This window comes from Pseudomonas sp. R11F (assembly GCF_050312575.1).
Lineage (GTDB): Bacteria > Pseudomonadota > Gammaproteobacteria > Pseudomonadales > Pseudomonadaceae > Aquipseudomonas > Aquipseudomonas palleroniana.
In genome coordinates this window covers 63219-75801 of sequence record NZ_JBNPJU010000058.1, presented here as the reverse complement: position 1 = coordinate 75801, position 12583 = coordinate 63219, and the positions used below count along the sequence as shown (strand labels likewise).

General features: G+C 61.4%; 17 protein-coding genes. 11 read left to right on the top strand and 6 right to left on the bottom strand.

The window, feature by feature from the left end:
* The first annotated feature begins 13 nt into the window (after window positions 1–13).
* Window positions 14–1441: an MFS transporter gene (locus ACQRBV_RS16935; protein ID WP_411984972.1), complete on the top strand. Its 1428-nt coding sequence runs from the start codon at window positions 14–16 to the stop codon at window positions 1439–1441.
* 102 nt (window positions 1442–1543) lie between these two features.
* On the top strand, window positions 1544–1711 hold the full coding sequence (locus ACQRBV_RS16930; protein ID WP_090369737.1) for a DUF2986 domain-containing protein: 168 nt from the start codon (window positions 1544–1546) through the stop codon (window positions 1709–1711).
* 4 nt (window positions 1712–1715) lie between these two features.
* On the opposite strand, the gene ACQRBV_RS16925 is transcribed toward ACQRBV_RS16930, so the two are convergent.
* Together ACQRBV_RS16925 and ACQRBV_RS16920 are read right to left on the bottom strand one after the other, a co-directional pair.
* Window positions 1716–2702 carry a GlxA family transcriptional regulator gene (locus ACQRBV_RS16925; protein WP_244385403.1) on the bottom strand — a complete coding sequence of 329 codons (987 nt, stop codon included), beginning with the start codon at window positions 2700–2702 and terminating at the stop codon, window positions 1716–1718.
* Between the two features lie 2 nt (window positions 2703–2704).
* The gene (locus tag ACQRBV_RS16920) at window positions 2705–3247 is read right to left on the bottom strand and encodes a cysteine hydrolase family protein (RefSeq protein WP_411984971.1); all 543 of its coding nucleotides are present in this window, start codon (window positions 3245–3247) and stop codon (window positions 2705–2707) included.
* 196 nt (window positions 3248–3443) lie between these two features.
* On the opposite strand from ACQRBV_RS16920, the gene ACQRBV_RS16915 reads away from it, so the two are divergent.
* Genes ACQRBV_RS16915 through ACQRBV_RS16905 form a run of 3 tightly spaced genes read left to right on the top strand, consistent with a single transcriptional unit; the run spans window position 3444 to window position 4833 of the window.
* Window positions 3444–3719, top strand: a complete 276-nt coding sequence (locus ACQRBV_RS16915) for a metal/formaldehyde-sensitive transcriptional repressor (RefSeq protein WP_060755830.1) — start codon at window positions 3444–3446, stop codon at window positions 3717–3719.
* Window positions 3716–4621 (top strand): CDF family Co(II)/Ni(II) efflux transporter DmeF, encoded by a 906-nt coding sequence (dmeF, locus tag ACQRBV_RS16910; RefSeq protein WP_198763405.1) that lies wholly within the window; start codon window positions 3716–3718, stop codon window positions 4619–4621. Before ACQRBV_RS16915 ends, dmeF begins: the two co-directional genes overlap by 4 nt.
* Before the next feature lie 32 nt (window positions 4622–4653).
* The gene (locus ACQRBV_RS16905; RefSeq protein WP_090369728.1) at window positions 4654–4833 is read left to right on the top strand and encodes a DUF1289 domain-containing protein; all 180 of its coding nucleotides are present in this window, start codon (window positions 4654–4656) and stop codon (window positions 4831–4833) included.
* A gap of 10 nt (window positions 4834–4843) precedes the next feature.
* Here the strand turns inward: ACQRBV_RS16905 and ACQRBV_RS16900 are convergent, their stop codons facing one another.
* Window positions 4844–5710: a DNA/RNA non-specific endonuclease gene (locus ACQRBV_RS16900; protein ID WP_411984970.1), complete on the bottom strand. Its 867-nt coding sequence runs from the start codon at window positions 5708–5710 to the stop codon at window positions 4844–4846.
* A 94-nt stretch (window positions 5711–5804) separates the two neighbouring features.
* A complete protein-coding gene (locus tag ACQRBV_RS16895; protein ID WP_411984969.1) occupies window positions 5805–7022 on the bottom strand; it encodes an MFS transporter in 1218 nt (405 codons plus the stop codon).
* 121 nt (window positions 7023–7143) lie between these two features.
* On the opposite strand from ACQRBV_RS16895, the gene ACQRBV_RS16890 reads away from it, so the two are divergent.
* Window positions 7144–7785, top strand: coding sequence for a TetR/AcrR family transcriptional regulator (locus ACQRBV_RS16890; protein ID WP_411984968.1), 642 nt, complete (start codon window positions 7144–7146; stop codon window positions 7783–7785).
* 133 nt (window positions 7786–7918) lie between these two features.
* On the opposite strand, the gene ACQRBV_RS16885 is transcribed toward ACQRBV_RS16890, so the two are convergent.
* Both ACQRBV_RS16885 and ACQRBV_RS16880 read right to left on the bottom strand, forming a co-directional pair.
* Entirely contained in the window at window positions 7919–9220 is a 1302-nt protein-coding gene (locus ACQRBV_RS16885) for a sensor histidine kinase (RefSeq protein WP_411984967.1), read from the bottom strand.
* A complete protein-coding gene (locus ACQRBV_RS16880) occupies window positions 9213–9887 on the bottom strand; it encodes a response regulator transcription factor (RefSeq protein WP_104994364.1) in 675 nt (224 codons plus the stop codon). Before ACQRBV_RS16880 ends, ACQRBV_RS16885 begins: the two co-directional genes overlap by 8 nt.
* 135 nt (window positions 9888–10022) lie before the next feature.
* Between ACQRBV_RS16880 and ACQRBV_RS16875 the strand changes: the two genes are divergently transcribed.
* The 5 genes from ACQRBV_RS16875 (at window position 10023) to ACQRBV_RS16855 (ending at window position 12572) form a co-directional block, all read left to right on the top strand.
* The gene (locus tag ACQRBV_RS16875) at window positions 10023–10196 is read left to right on the top strand and encodes a hypothetical protein (RefSeq protein WP_199777924.1); all 174 of its coding nucleotides are present in this window, start codon (window positions 10023–10025) and stop codon (window positions 10194–10196) included.
* A complete protein-coding gene (locus ACQRBV_RS16870; protein ID WP_081087055.1) occupies window positions 10177–10557 on the top strand; it encodes a hypothetical protein in 381 nt (126 codons plus the stop codon). The genes ACQRBV_RS16875 and ACQRBV_RS16870 overlap by 20 nt, the downstream gene beginning before the upstream one ends.
* Before the next feature lie 112 nt (window positions 10558–10669).
* Window positions 10670–11884, top strand: coding sequence for a methyl-accepting chemotaxis protein (locus tag ACQRBV_RS16865; protein ID WP_411984966.1), 1215 nt, complete (start codon window positions 10670–10672; stop codon window positions 11882–11884).
* A 9-nt stretch (window positions 11885–11893) separates the two neighbouring features.
* Window positions 11894–12262, top strand: a complete 369-nt coding sequence (locus ACQRBV_RS16860) for a response regulator (protein ID WP_003174214.1) — start codon at window positions 11894–11896, stop codon at window positions 12260–12262.
* A gap of 22 nt (window positions 12263–12284) precedes the next feature.
* Complete coding sequence (locus tag ACQRBV_RS16855) at window positions 12285–12572, top strand: STAS domain-containing protein (RefSeq protein ID WP_060755838.1); 288 nt, start codon at window positions 12285–12287, stop codon at window positions 12570–12572.
* Window positions 12573–12583: the final 11 nt, after the last annotated feature.

Here is a 12583-nt window from a genome sequence, read left to right as displayed (position 1 = left end):
CAAGGAATAGTCGATGCAAACCCATGACAGCAGTTGGGGCGAATTGCTGCGCGGCAAGAACGCCGCTCGTTCCATCGCCCTCTCCGGCGGCATAGCGCTCTATGCCACCAACACCTACATCGCCACCACTATTTTGCCGTCGGTGGTCGCTGAAATCGGCGGGTTGGCGCTCTATGCATGGAGCACCACGCTGTACGTGGTGGCCTCGATCCTCGGTTCCGCCCTCACCTCCAAGCTGTTGCAACACACCGGCCCACGGCTGGCCTATACCGTTGCCACGCTGATCTTCATGGTCGGCGTGTTGATCTGCGCACTGGCGCCGAGCATGCCGGTGATGCTCGCAGGGCGTTTGATCCAGGGGCTGGGCGGCGGGATGTTGCTGGCCCTGTGTTATTCGATGATCCAATTGGTGTTCGAAGAACGCCTGTGGCCCCGGGCAATGGCCTTGGTGTCGGGCATGTGGGGCGTCGCAACGCTGGTAGGCCCGGCCGTGGGGGGCGTGTTCGCCGAACTGGACGCCTGGCGCTACGCCTTCGGCGCCATGGTGCCGGTGAGCCTCGCCTACATCGTGCTCACTCACCGTGCGCTGCCACCCCGTGACAACGCCACGGACAGCGCCAGCCGCTTGCCCGTGCCGCAACTGGTGCTGCTGGCCGCTGCGGTGCTGGCCGTGTGTGCGGGCAGCGTCTCGTCGCTGCCGAGCTGGAACCTGCTGGGCATTGCGGCCTGTGCCGGGCTGGTATTTCTGCTGATCCGGCACGAGTCCAACGCCTCGATCCGCCTGTTGCCCAGGGACGCGTTGAGGTTCAACACCCCGCTTTGTGCGCTCTATGCGACCATCTGCCTGCTGGTGATCGGCATGAGCAGCGAAATTTTCATGCCGTACTTTCTGCAGCACCTGCACGGCCAGTCGCCGCTGTATGCCGGTTATATGGCGGCACTGATGGCCGTCGGCTGGACCGTCTCGGAAATCCTCAGCTCCGGCTGGACAGGCCGCAGCGCACAACGCGCCATCCTCGCCGGGCCGCTGTTTATCGTGGGCGGACTGGTGCTGCTGGCAATCACCACCCCCATGGCCAGCCTGGGCGAATGGGCACGGCTGGCGCCCATCTGCCTCGGAATGTTCCTGGTAGGTTTCGGCATTGGCCTGGGTTGGCCGCACCTGCTGACGCGCATTCTGCAAGTGGCGTCGGAGCAGGACAAAGACACGGCCGCTGCGTCGATTACCACTCTGCAACTGTTCGCCATGGCTATGGGCGCGGCACTGGCGGGCGTTATCTCCAACGTGGCGGGCATCAATGATGCGACCGGCAATGCCGGCATCGCCAATGCGGCACAATGGCTGTTCGCGCTGTTTACCCTGGCGCCGGTATTGGCTTGGGTGATGGCACGGCGCGCAACCCGAGCCCAGGCCAGCACCGGCGGGTTAACGGTGTCTTGAGGATGTGGTTGCGTATCGCATCGCCCCGCTGGAAAGCACGCAGATCACGGAGTGTTTTTTTAAACTGATATCATCCGGGTCTGTACAACCCAGGTAAAAGACATGAATCGCCAAAAGAAACTCCAGCAGCTCTTCAAGGCCAAGGCCAAAAAGGCCAGCGCCAAATTGGCGCCGAAAAGCAAAGACAAATACATCAGCAAAGCCGACCGCGCGAAACTGGCGGCTGAAGCGGCTCAAGAGCCGGCCACGCCCGCCGACACGTCCTGCTGAACCATCAGCCGGCATCAACCAGAAGGCGCAGGCTGGAAGGCGTGCCGGCTTCGTATTTGCTCCAGATGCGCCGCAGGTGGCGTGCCGAACCAAAGCCTGCGCGCTCAGCGACCGTTTCAATACCCAGGGCCGATTCGGCCAACAGTTCACGGGCCACGGCCAGTCGCAGCCGATGCAGGTAGTCGAGCGGGCTGCTACCGACGTGCTCGTGGAACAGCCGCGCCAGGTGGCGGCTGCTGGTGCAGGCCAACGCCGCCATGCGCGTGACGGTCCAGGCTTCACAGGGGGCGGCAGCGATGGCGTCCTGCACCCGATGCACGGCCGGATGCAGATGATTACGCCCGGCGATCCAGGGCGACAATTGCGGGTCGGCACCACTGCGGCGCATATACACCACCATGTCCCGAGCGACCGTGCAGGCCAGGCGTGGGCCGGCCAGCTCGGCAAGCAGGTGCAGCATCAGGTCGATCCCCGCAGTGACGCCGGCGCTGCAACTCACCGGACCGTCAGTGACGTAAAGCCGGTTTTCCAGGACCCGGGCCTTGGGCGCCACGGCCTGCAATGTGGCGCACAGCGCATGGTGCGTGGTGCACTGGCGCCCATCCAGCAATCCGGCCCTGGCGGCACTCAACGCTCCCGCACAGACGCATACCAGCCGCTCGCCCGAAGGTGCATACACGTTCTGCAGCCACTGGGTCAGCGCCTGACTGGCCACCTCGAACGCCTGTTGGCGTGCCTTGCTCACCTTCGACGTGGAGCCCACCAACACCACCAGGGTGCCGGGTGCCAGGACCGCTGGAAGTGGAGCCAAGCCGGCCAGCGGCAAACCGATGGAGGTTTGCAGGGACTCCACCGGGCTGACGTACTGCAGGTCAAAATCGATGACGGCCGGGTCCTCGACCTGAGCCGCCAGGCGCAGCACTTCGGCTGGGCCTGCCAGGTCGAGCATCAGCACATTGGGCAGCAACACGAACAGCACCGGCACGCTCACGGTCAGGCCTCCAAGGCCTGGGCGACGGTGACGATGCGCGCAAAGCGGTCTTCGAGCACCAGCTCTGTGCGCTCGCGGATCTCGGCCGCAGTGTAGACCCGCGCACTGCGCGCGTGAGTCATGGGGAAGGTCAGCGTCGCCTCGCTGACAAAGTCGACGATAAAGCCGCTGTCCGACGCCTGCCGCGTGGTGGTTTCGCAGCATTGTTCGGTGCGAATGCCACTGATGATCAATGTGTCCACCCCCATCTCCGTCAGCCGTGCCGCCAGGGGCGTGCCGGCAAAAGCACTGTGGTAGCGCTTGTGGATGACCAAGGCCGGCTCGATCGACAACTCGCTCAAGGTTCTGACGTTGCCCGATGCCATCGAAAAATGCCCCTGGTCTTCAACATGGAAGACTTGTATCACCGGGATGCCTCGCTGAACACACCCATCAATCAGGGCCTGTTGTTTGGCAAGGTAGTCAGGCAGGTCATTTTCGGACCAGTAGGTGGAGTGGCGGAACGAATGCTGGGCATCGATCACGATCAGGGCTTTGCGTTTCATGGACAGTCCTCGTGGTGTGAATTTCAGACGCCATGGTAGGCGCGCCACCCGGTACGCAACAGGCACAGGCCGGACCAGCCGAGGACGGATTCGGACATCATGACATACAGCTCTCGGCAACCGCTCGACGCCTCGCGTTGTATAGGGGGGCGGGGTATGCAATGATCCGCCCCGTCATAGGTAGGGGGGGTATGCCGTGGGCCATATAGCCGCGAACAAAGACAGCTTGATCAAACGCGTCAAACGCATCGCCGGGCAAATCCAGGCAGTCGAAAAAGCGCTGGAGTCAGACGCCGACTGTGCCAAGACCCTGCATCTGGTGGCCGCCACCCGTGGCGCCATCAACGGGCTGATGGAGGAAATCATCGAAGACCACGCCAGGGCCCATGTGGCCGATCCGTCCCTTAGCGAAGAAGCTCGCAACAAAGGGGTCGAAGAATTGCTCGAAGCCATCCGGCGGTATTCCAAATGACCCTCACGCCCCACACCCACGAGCATGTATTCCTCGGTTCATCCCACGAAGAAAACGCCAGGCGCACCCTCTGGGTGGTGTTGCTGACCGTCGTCATGATGGTGGCGGAAATCGCCGCCGGCGCGTTGACCGGTTCCATGGCCCTGCTGGCTGACGGCTTTCATATGGCTACGCATGCCGGCGCCTTGGGCATTGCCGCTGCGGCCTACGCCTACGCCAAACGTCACGCGAACAGCCCGCGCTACAGCTTCGGCACCGGCAAGGTCGGCGACCTGGGCGGCTTCGCCTCGGCGCTGATCCTGGCGCTGGTGTCCCTGGGCATTGCTATCGAGTCGGTGATTCGCTTGCTGCAGCCTGCCGAGGTGCAGTTCGGGACGGCGACGCTGATCGCCGTGTTGGGCCTGGCGGTGAATATCCTCAGTGCGCTGCTGCTGGGTCACGGCCATAGCCACGGGCATGACCACGACCACGATCATCACCCGCACGGCCACGACAACAACATGCGCTCGGCCTATGTGCACGTGATCGCCGATGCCTTGACCTCGGTGCTCGCCATCGCCGCGTTACTGGCGGGCCGCTACCTGGGTTGGGTGTGGTTGGACCCACTGATGGGCATTGTCGGCGCCCTCGTGATTGCGCGATGGGCCTGGAGCCTGATGAAGGCCACCGCCGGAGTGTTGCTGGACCAGACCGATGAACAGGTCGCCGCCGAGATCCGCGAGTTGGTTGAACAACCCGGCGATGCCAGGATTACCGACTTGCACGTCTGGCGCGTCGGCCCCGAGGCATATGCGGCGATTGTCAGCGTGGTCGGTCGCTCGACCAATGCCGAGAGCATTCGCGAGCGCCTTGAACCTGTCCATGAGGTGAGTCACCTCACGGTCGAATTTCACGCCGCATAACGGCGGCCTTTACTGCGCACCCGGGTGAGACCTTGGCCAAAGATATTGAAAACCCCTGCATTTCCATCTGCCAGCTCAGCGGTGACCTGTGCGTCAGCTGCGGACGCAGCAAGGACGACATCCGCAAATGGAAACGCATGAAGCGCCCCGAGAAAATGGCCGCCGTGCAACGTGCGACGCAGCGGCTCAAGGCATTGAAGAAGGCCAGATAAGGTGGACGGATCAGGTCCGCCCGACGGCCCCCGCGACCGGCAAATTACCCAGCAACCTGAGCCCGGTGCTTTTGACAAAAGTGTCGTAGTCCATCGGCTTCTGGATGCGAGTCTCGGCGTTAGGCAGCACATAGGCCCAGGCGCGTTTTGACGAAGCGTCGTACACCAGTTTGAACAGGCGCGTCGGCACCCAGACCTTGTGAGGGCCCATGGTGCTGTAGCCCGGGTCAAACAGCGGCCCGGTGAACACGAAGACATTGCCACCGGCACGGGTGGCAAATTTACGCACGTCCGCTTCGACCTTGCTCCAGATCTTGCGGTTGTTGGTCGGGTCTTGGGGCACCATGTTCGACAGCGCGAAGGATTGCGCCATGGCATTGGCACTCGGTGCGTCGGCGGCCGGAGACTGGTGACCGCGATCCATCGCCGGATGCTGGCCACGATAGTCGCTCAGTTCTGCGCGACCGTCCTTGGGAATGCGTGGGTCCGGGTAGAACTGGTTGGTGCGCTCCTCGCCCTTGGCATCTTTCAACTGCGCGGCATTCAGGCGTTCGACCACCACCAGCGGCGTCCTGCTGGTTTGCGAGTAGAGCACCGCGAAGTTGTCCGAGCACAGCGCCAGGGGCTTCATCGAAACCGGCACGGTGGCAAGGTTGATCGGCGTCGCAGCGGGGAACAGATCGGCACAACCGTCAAACGTGGGCTTTTTCTGCTGGTTGGAATAGAGGTCGAGAGCGGCCCCCTGGCTGATCGAACCGGAGTGCGAGCTGTGTGCCTGGGCCGGTGGCTTGATAATGTCCAACAGACTGCGGGCTTGTGCCCCGGTAGAGAGCAAAACAAGGGCCGACAGCCCAACTGCAATGTTGCGCAGGTGCATGGCGTGATTCTTCGCAAGAGAGTGAGGCGACAGGCTCCGAAATACGGAGCCAAGTGACTGATATTGCGAGGGTTACTGACCAGGCAAAGTCACATTAGTGCCCTGCTGCGAGCGGTTTTCCCGTCGCCCGTGCGCCGGGCTTGAAACCGTGAGCATGAGCGCCCCCGGCAATCGCAAACGACAGCACAATCAACACCAGCATGGCCCACGGAAACGATGCCACGCCCCAGGTATCGAGCAATACCCCACCCACCAGACCGCTGGCGGCGATTGCGCTGTTCCACGCCACCACATTCAGCGACAACGCCACGTCGGCCCCCTCACCCGCCGCATCCGCCAGAGCAGTTTGCAACAAGGTGGCGGCGCCGCCGAAACTCGCGCCCCACACCGCCACGCCAAAGTAAATCACCAAGGGCAGATGCCCCAATAAGCCGAACAGCACACTCACGGATGCAAACGTCGCCAGGCTGACCAGCACGGTCTTGCGCAACCACGCCTCGACACATTTTGCCGTAAGCCAAATGCCCGCCAGCGCGGCGATGCCAAACACCAGCAACACGCTATCCACACGCTCGGCCAACCCGGCCGGTGCCACGAACGGTGCAATGTAGGTGTAGAGAATATTGTGCGCGAGCATCCAACTGATCACTACCGCCAGCACCGGCCGCACACCCGGCGTGGTCAAGACCTTGCCCAGGGACAGACGCTGATGCGCGGCCTGCGGTGGATAGTCCGGGACCTTCGCCAGCACCCACACCATCAGCGCCAGCGTCAATCCTGACATCAGGCCGAACGTCGTGCGCCAGCCCACCAGCCCACCAACCCAAGTGCCAAGCGGCACCCCCAGGGACAGCGCAATCGGCGTCCCGACCATCGCCAGCGCAAGTGCCCTGCCCTGCTGGTGTGGCGCGACCATGCGCCGGGCGTAGCTGGCCAACAGGCTCCACGCCAACCCTGCGGCCACACCCGCGAAGAATCGCGCTACCAACGTGACGCCATAGTGAGACGACAACGCGGTGATCGAGTTGAACAGCAGGAAACCGACGATGGTCAGCAGCAACACATTGCGTCGACGCCAGCCTCGCGTCGCGATGGTCATAGGGATCACCGCCAGCACTGAACCCAAGGCATACGCGGTAACCAGTTGCCCGGCCATGGACGGGGTCACGGCCAGGCCTTCGCTGATTAATGGCAAGAGCCCGGCCGGCAAGGTTTCGGTGACGATGCAGATGAAACCGGTCATGGCCAGGGCGAGTAATGCGCCGATAGGCAAGCGGTCAGTTGACTCGGATAAGCTGAGTGAAGGTGTCACGGGGAAACTCCTCGGGGCGACTTAGATACTGATCGATACAAATATTGCGCAGCGTGATGGCGCGTTGTCAACGACTTATGTATCGACTAGTATTTATCTCGTCACCCAGAGGATTTTTGCCATGGCACAAATGGGGCGCCCCCGTAATTTCGATCGCGAACACGCCGTGGAGCAAGCCATGCACTTGTTCTGGCAGCATGGCTATGACGCCACCTCCCTGGCCCAGCTCAAGTCGAGCTTGGGTGGCGGTATCTCCGCTCCAAGTTTTTACGCGGCCTTCGGCTCCAAGGAAGCGCTGTTCGATGAGTGCGTGCAGCGCTACCTGGCAACCTACGCGCAAGTCACCGAATGCCTGTGGGACGAAAGCCTCTCGCCACGCCAAGCGATCGAAACGGCGCTGCGTCAATCAGCGCGCATGCAATGTGAAGATGGACACCCCAAAGGCTGCATGGTGGCGCTCGGCGTGATGAGTGCACCAAGCCCGGACAACGCGCGCGTTACGCAGGCATTGACGCAGTCACGCACGCGAACGCGGGCGGGCATTGTGCAGTGTGTAGAACGCGCGATCAGTATCGGGCAGTTGCCGAGCACACTGAACGCGGCGGCACTGGCCACGGTGTTTGATAGTTTTCTGCAGGGTGTCTCGATCCTGGCGCGGGACAACGTCCCCCATGAAAGCATCGACGCGGCTATCAACCATCTGCTGTTGACGTGGGATATTGCCGCCGCTACGGCGCCGCCGGTACGTCCCGGTACGCCATGACATCTGGAACGACAAACAGGCCATTACCCTCGCACGCAGCCAATCATCAGGCTTTACCCGTCACGCTGAACCTGCAATTCAGAGGCATGATCGGGGTTCTTGTACCCGTGGGCGCAGCCCGCCCTTAACTCGCCTACTCGACCACCAGCGAGTCCGTGAAGTCGAGAATGACAGTGAAACGATGTTGCACGCGAATCACTTCAATGTGCCAACCCAGTTTTGCGCATAACTGGCGCATCAACTGCAGCCCAAGGCCATAGCCGAAGTCGTTGGACTCCTGTTGAGGCGGGATCTCCCTCATCTGATTGGCAATAAACAAACGGGGGTATTGGAAGCTGATTTCTACTTGCCCCTCCTGCGCGTACTGAAGCGCATTGCGCAGGAAGTTGCCGATCACGATGCGGCATGCGGTGGGAGGCAAGCGGCAAGGTTCGTGGCGGATGTCGATGATCAGCTCGATATCCCGGTTACCGATCAGGTAGCGATGTTTCTCAATCAATTCGCCCACCAGCTCACCCAGGTCAACGTCTGCTTCCGGCAACGGCTCGGGGCTCTCGCGGCTCATCCACAGCAATGTCTCGGCGATGAGCTGCATATTCAGCACGGAGCGCTCGATGCGCTGCAAAGAGGTCGGCAGCACACCGCCCGATTGCAGGGTCAACAGTTCCATATTGGCCTTGAGCACCGCCAGTGGGGTGCGCAGTTCATGGCTGGTGTAGCGTAAAAGCCGACCTTCGCGCTGGCTGGCCGCCTGCACCTGCTCGACACTTTTGGCCAGCGCTTCGGCCAGCATGTTGAATTCCTTGAAGCTGAAACCCGGCCGGCCGGCGGCCATTGCGTCAGCATTTTTCAACGTACTGGACCATTCGGCCAGGCGTCCCAACGGACGCACCAACCACCACACCAACAAGGCGATAATGAGCAGCGCCGGCACGAATACCGCCAGGCTGATGAACGTGACGCTCTGCAACACCTGGTCAAAGTAGGCATCGGACAAGGGTGTCTCGACTTCGCCGCCCTCCTCGTGGTCATGATCGATGTCATACAGGTAAAGGGTTTTACCGTCCCCCAGGGGCTGCTCGAGGATGATCTGGTAGGGGGCATCGTCATCATCGGAGTAAAGATCGCCGAAGATGTGGACCGCGCCGAAGGACAGGCTCGGCGGGCTATCCAGCATCTGGCGGACGTTGTGCGGCAACGCCTCCTTGCCGATGACGCCGGTATAGAAGTAATTGTGCGGAGGTGGCGTGGTCGGGTCTTTCTTGTAGTGCCGGATAAAATATTGGGCTTCTTCTTCCATCATCGAGCTGGCGGTGTAGAGCAAGCCGCGCACGGTGAATACAGGCAGCAGGTGGCTGTAGATCAGCAATACCACCGCAATCAGTAACAGGAAACTCCCGCTGATCACCCACTTCAGGCTCAACCCATTACGCATAGGGTTTTACCTGAATACCGACCCCGGCAAGGGTATGGATCAATGGCCGACCAAAGGGTTTGTCGACCGTCTTGCGTAGCCGATGCAGGTGCACTTTGAGCGTATTACTGTCCGGTGGCTCATCGCCCCAGACTTTTGCTTCCAGGCGCTCTCGGGGAACGGGTTCAGGACTGGCGCGCATCAGATGCTCCAACAAGGCCCAGCAGATCGGCGACAAATGCAGTTCCTGTCCTGCGCGACTGACCTTACGGGTGGACAGCTCCATCACCAAATCATCCACCTGCAGGCGGCTGGTCTGACCGCTACGGCGCATGCTCAATGCGCGAATCCTGGCCACCAGCTCGGCCAGCTCGAAGGGCTTGACCAGATAGTCATCGGCTCCAGCGGCAAAACTGGCGAGCTTGTCCGACAACGCATCCAGCGAAGTCAGCATCAGGATCGGCGTCTGCACGCCTTGCTGGCGCAGTCGTTCGCATAACTGCTGGCCATCCAGTCGCGGCAGCATGATGTCCAGGAGAATGACGTCGTAATGTTGGTTGAGTGCCAGATTAAGTCCGGCCTGGCCATTACTGGCGTGGTCACAGACGATGCTGCTGAACGCCAGATACTCGATGACGGTGGTGGCCAGGTCCAGGTTGTCCTCGACCAGCAGCAGGTGAATATGCACAGTAAAAAGCCTCGGACAGGTAGTGCGCAGAGGCTTGAAGGATAACGGAAGCCGGCCGGCCTTCGAATGATGTTTACCTGATGTTAACCCTCCCCTGCTTAAGCTGAGGCTCTTCTTATCCAGAGCATCACAGCCATGAACCTGTCTTCGATGATCATCGGTGCCCTGCTGGTGTTGATTTTCTCCGCCCTGATGGCCGGCCTCCTCGCACCGAAAGCTCAGTTGATCCGCATGGGAGGCAGTAGCTGGTTTCTGGTGGGTCAGAACGTTGAGCGAACAGGGTCGTTTTATGTCGTCAGTGCGTCCTGATCACGTAAACATCAGCTATACCTATCAGTTGGTATTGTGCGTAGTGCTGATTGTTTGCGTGTCGTTGTCGATGGGGATCTATATCACTCGCGTGAATGCGTATGTTGATCAGCAACGAGAGCTGTCGCCGGTGTATCTGCACGAGTGCCATGAAGGTCGCGGCGGCTTTATTGTCTATGCTGATGGCAGACGCAGCAGTGACAAGTGTTATAGCTGCGATGAAGGTGAATCGGCGGGCGCCGACGAGGCGCAGGGCCTGCCAGGCTCACACCGTACGGGGTGGCTCGAGTACATCCTGCCTACGGTTGAAGAGCCGCGGATTCTCAAGAGATGGGGCAACCCTCCTACCGACGCCCGGTAACACACCGGTCACAAACCGGACGGAAGGTATGTACCCCATCTAAAGTTAAGGCGCCGGGGACAGATAGACTTTATGTCGTTCACATCTGCAACACTGTTCAAGGACCGAACTCATGACTCAGCGTCAATCCGGCCGTACTTTACCCCCCGTTCCCTTGCCTTTTCGCTGGTTTGCGTTAATCCCGGTCATCCCTGCCATTGCATGGACACTCCTGCAATCAGCCTCGCCGGCCAATCTGGCGGCCTGTGCCGTACTGCTGCTGATCGGTCTTGGTGCATGCGCCTGGAGCACCCGTTCGCAGCGTGACCTGGTGCTGCGAGCGATTGCGCAGGCCAAGGCAGACCCGACAGATGCAGACGCGAAACACCACGGCATGGCCGTGCGCGCCCAACTCGACGAGGTGTTGCTGGGCGCCATGCCCATCTGGGCCAAGCAAGTGGAAAGCTCGCGCTTGCAGACCGAAGACGCCATCGTCAGCCTGGCCAACCGTTTCACGGGTATTTCCACGCGCCTGCAGGACACCGTGCAGGCCTCCCAGCAAGCCGCCGGGGAACTCGATGGGCAGGCTGCCGACGGCGCGCTCAAGGTGCTGGCGCGCAGTGACAGCGAACTGAGCCAGGTGATCGACTCGCTCAAGGCCGCTCAATCGAGCCGAGACCAGACCCTCTCCCAGGTGCGCAGCCTCACCGCCTATACCGGCGAACTGCGCACCATGGCCGCCGACGTGGCGGCGATTGCGGCACAAACCAACCTGCTGGCCCTCAATGCCGCGATCGAGGCGGCGCGTGCCGGTGAAGCCGGGCGCGGGTTTGCCGTGGTTGCGGATGCGGTGCGCAGCCTGTCGAGTAAATCCAGCGAGACCGGCCAGCAGATGTCGGCCAAAGTCGACATCATCAACAACGCCATCACCCAACTGGTGCAGGTGGCCTCCACCAGCGCCGACCAGGACAGCCACTCCGTCGCCGCGTCCGAGCAGAGCATCCAGCAGGTACTCGAACGCTTCCAGAGCATCACCGGGCGCCTGGCCGATTCCGCCGACCTGCTCAAGCAGGAAAGCTACGGCATCCGTGACGAAATGACCGAAGTGCTGGTCAACCTGCAATTCCAGGACCGGGTCAGCCAGATCCTCAGCCATGTACGCGACAACATGCACGCCCTGCATGAGCACCTGCTCCAGGCCAACCAGACGCCCGACCAACTGGCAGCCGTCGATGCCCGCCAGTGGCTGGCGCGCATGGAGGCCACCTATGCCACCGACGAGCAGCGGCGTAACCATCATGGCGATACCGCGGCGCAGCAGAGTTCACAAGACATCACTTTTTTCTAGGAGCACAGCATGGCGAAGAATGTATTGGTGGTCGATGACTCGAGCAGCGTGCGACAAGTGGTCGGCATTGCCTTGAAAAGTGCCGGCTACGATGTGATCGAGGCCTGCGATGGCAAGGATGCCCTGGGCAAGCTCAACGGGCAGAAGGTGCACCTGATCATCAGTGACGTGAACATGCCCAATATGGACGGCATCACCTTTGTAAAGGAAGTCAAGAAGCTGGCCAGCTACAAGTTCACCCCGATCATCATGCTGACCACCGAGTCGCAGGAATCGAAGAAAGCCGAAGGCCAGGCCGCAGGCGCCAAGGCCTGGGTGGTCAAGCCGTTCCAGCCGGCGCAGATGCTGGCGGCGGTGTCCAAGTTGATCCTGCCCTGACCGATGACGGCACGGAGGCCTTATGTCCATCACCTGCGAAACAGTCGACGGTACCGCCCGCCTGGGTATTGACGGCGAACTGACGATCTACACCGTGGCCGAGCTTGCCGCCGCGCTGCTGCCCCGGATCGGCGCGGCGCCACGCCTGGAAATCGACTTGTCACAGGTCACCGAAATCGACGGCGCCGGCCTGCAATTGCTCGCGGTCATCAAGCGTGAAGCCGCCGGCAATGGCACGGACCTGAGCCTTGCCGGGCAGAGCCAGGCGGTCACGAGCACCTTTCAACTGTGTGGCGGCGCGATCTTCTAGCGCGCAGCCCC

Excerpts from the sequence above, each read along its gene's own strand:
- ACQRBV_RS16935 (WP_411984972.1), top strand. The coding sequence starts at position 14 with ATGCAAACCCATGACAGCAGTTGGGGCGAATTGCTGCGCGGCAAGAAC.
- ACQRBV_RS16870 (WP_081087055.1), top strand. The coding sequence starts at position 10,177 with ATGTCGTCAGTGCGTCCTGATCACGTAAACATCAGCTATACCTATCAG.
- ACQRBV_RS16860 (WP_003174214.1), top strand. The coding sequence starts at position 11,894 with ATGGCGAAGAATGTATTGGTGGTCGATGACTCGAGCAGCGTGCGACAA.
- ACQRBV_RS16875 (WP_199777924.1), top strand. The coding sequence starts at position 10,023 with ATGAACCTGTCTTCGATGATCATCGGTGCCCTGCTGGTGTTGATTTTC.
- ACQRBV_RS16890 (WP_411984968.1), top strand. The coding sequence starts at position 7,144 with ATGGCACAAATGGGGCGCCCCCGTAATTTCGATCGCGAACACGCCGTG.
- ACQRBV_RS16930 (WP_090369737.1), top strand. The coding sequence starts at position 1,544 with ATGAATCGCCAAAAGAAACTCCAGCAGCTCTTCAAGGCCAAGGCCAAA.
- ACQRBV_RS16855 (WP_060755838.1), top strand. The coding sequence starts at position 12,285 with ATGTCCATCACCTGCGAAACAGTCGACGGTACCGCCCGCCTGGGTATT.
- dmeF (WP_198763405.1), top strand. The coding sequence starts at position 3,716 with ATGACCCTCACGCCCCACACCCACGAGCATGTATTCCTCGGTTCATCC.
- ACQRBV_RS16920 (WP_411984971.1), bottom strand. The coding sequence starts at position 3,247 with ATGAAACGCAAAGCCCTGATCGTGATCGATGCCCAGCATTCGTTCCGC.
- ACQRBV_RS16885 (WP_411984967.1), bottom strand. The coding sequence starts at position 9,220 with ATGCGTAATGGGTTGAGCCTGAAGTGGGTGATCAGCGGGAGTTTCCTG.
- ACQRBV_RS16900 (WP_411984970.1), bottom strand. The coding sequence starts at position 5,710 with ATGCACCTGCGCAACATTGCAGTTGGGCTGTCGGCCCTTGTTTTGCTC.
- ACQRBV_RS16865 (WP_411984966.1), top strand. The coding sequence starts at position 10,670 with ATGACTCAGCGTCAATCCGGCCGTACTTTACCCCCCGTTCCCTTGCCT.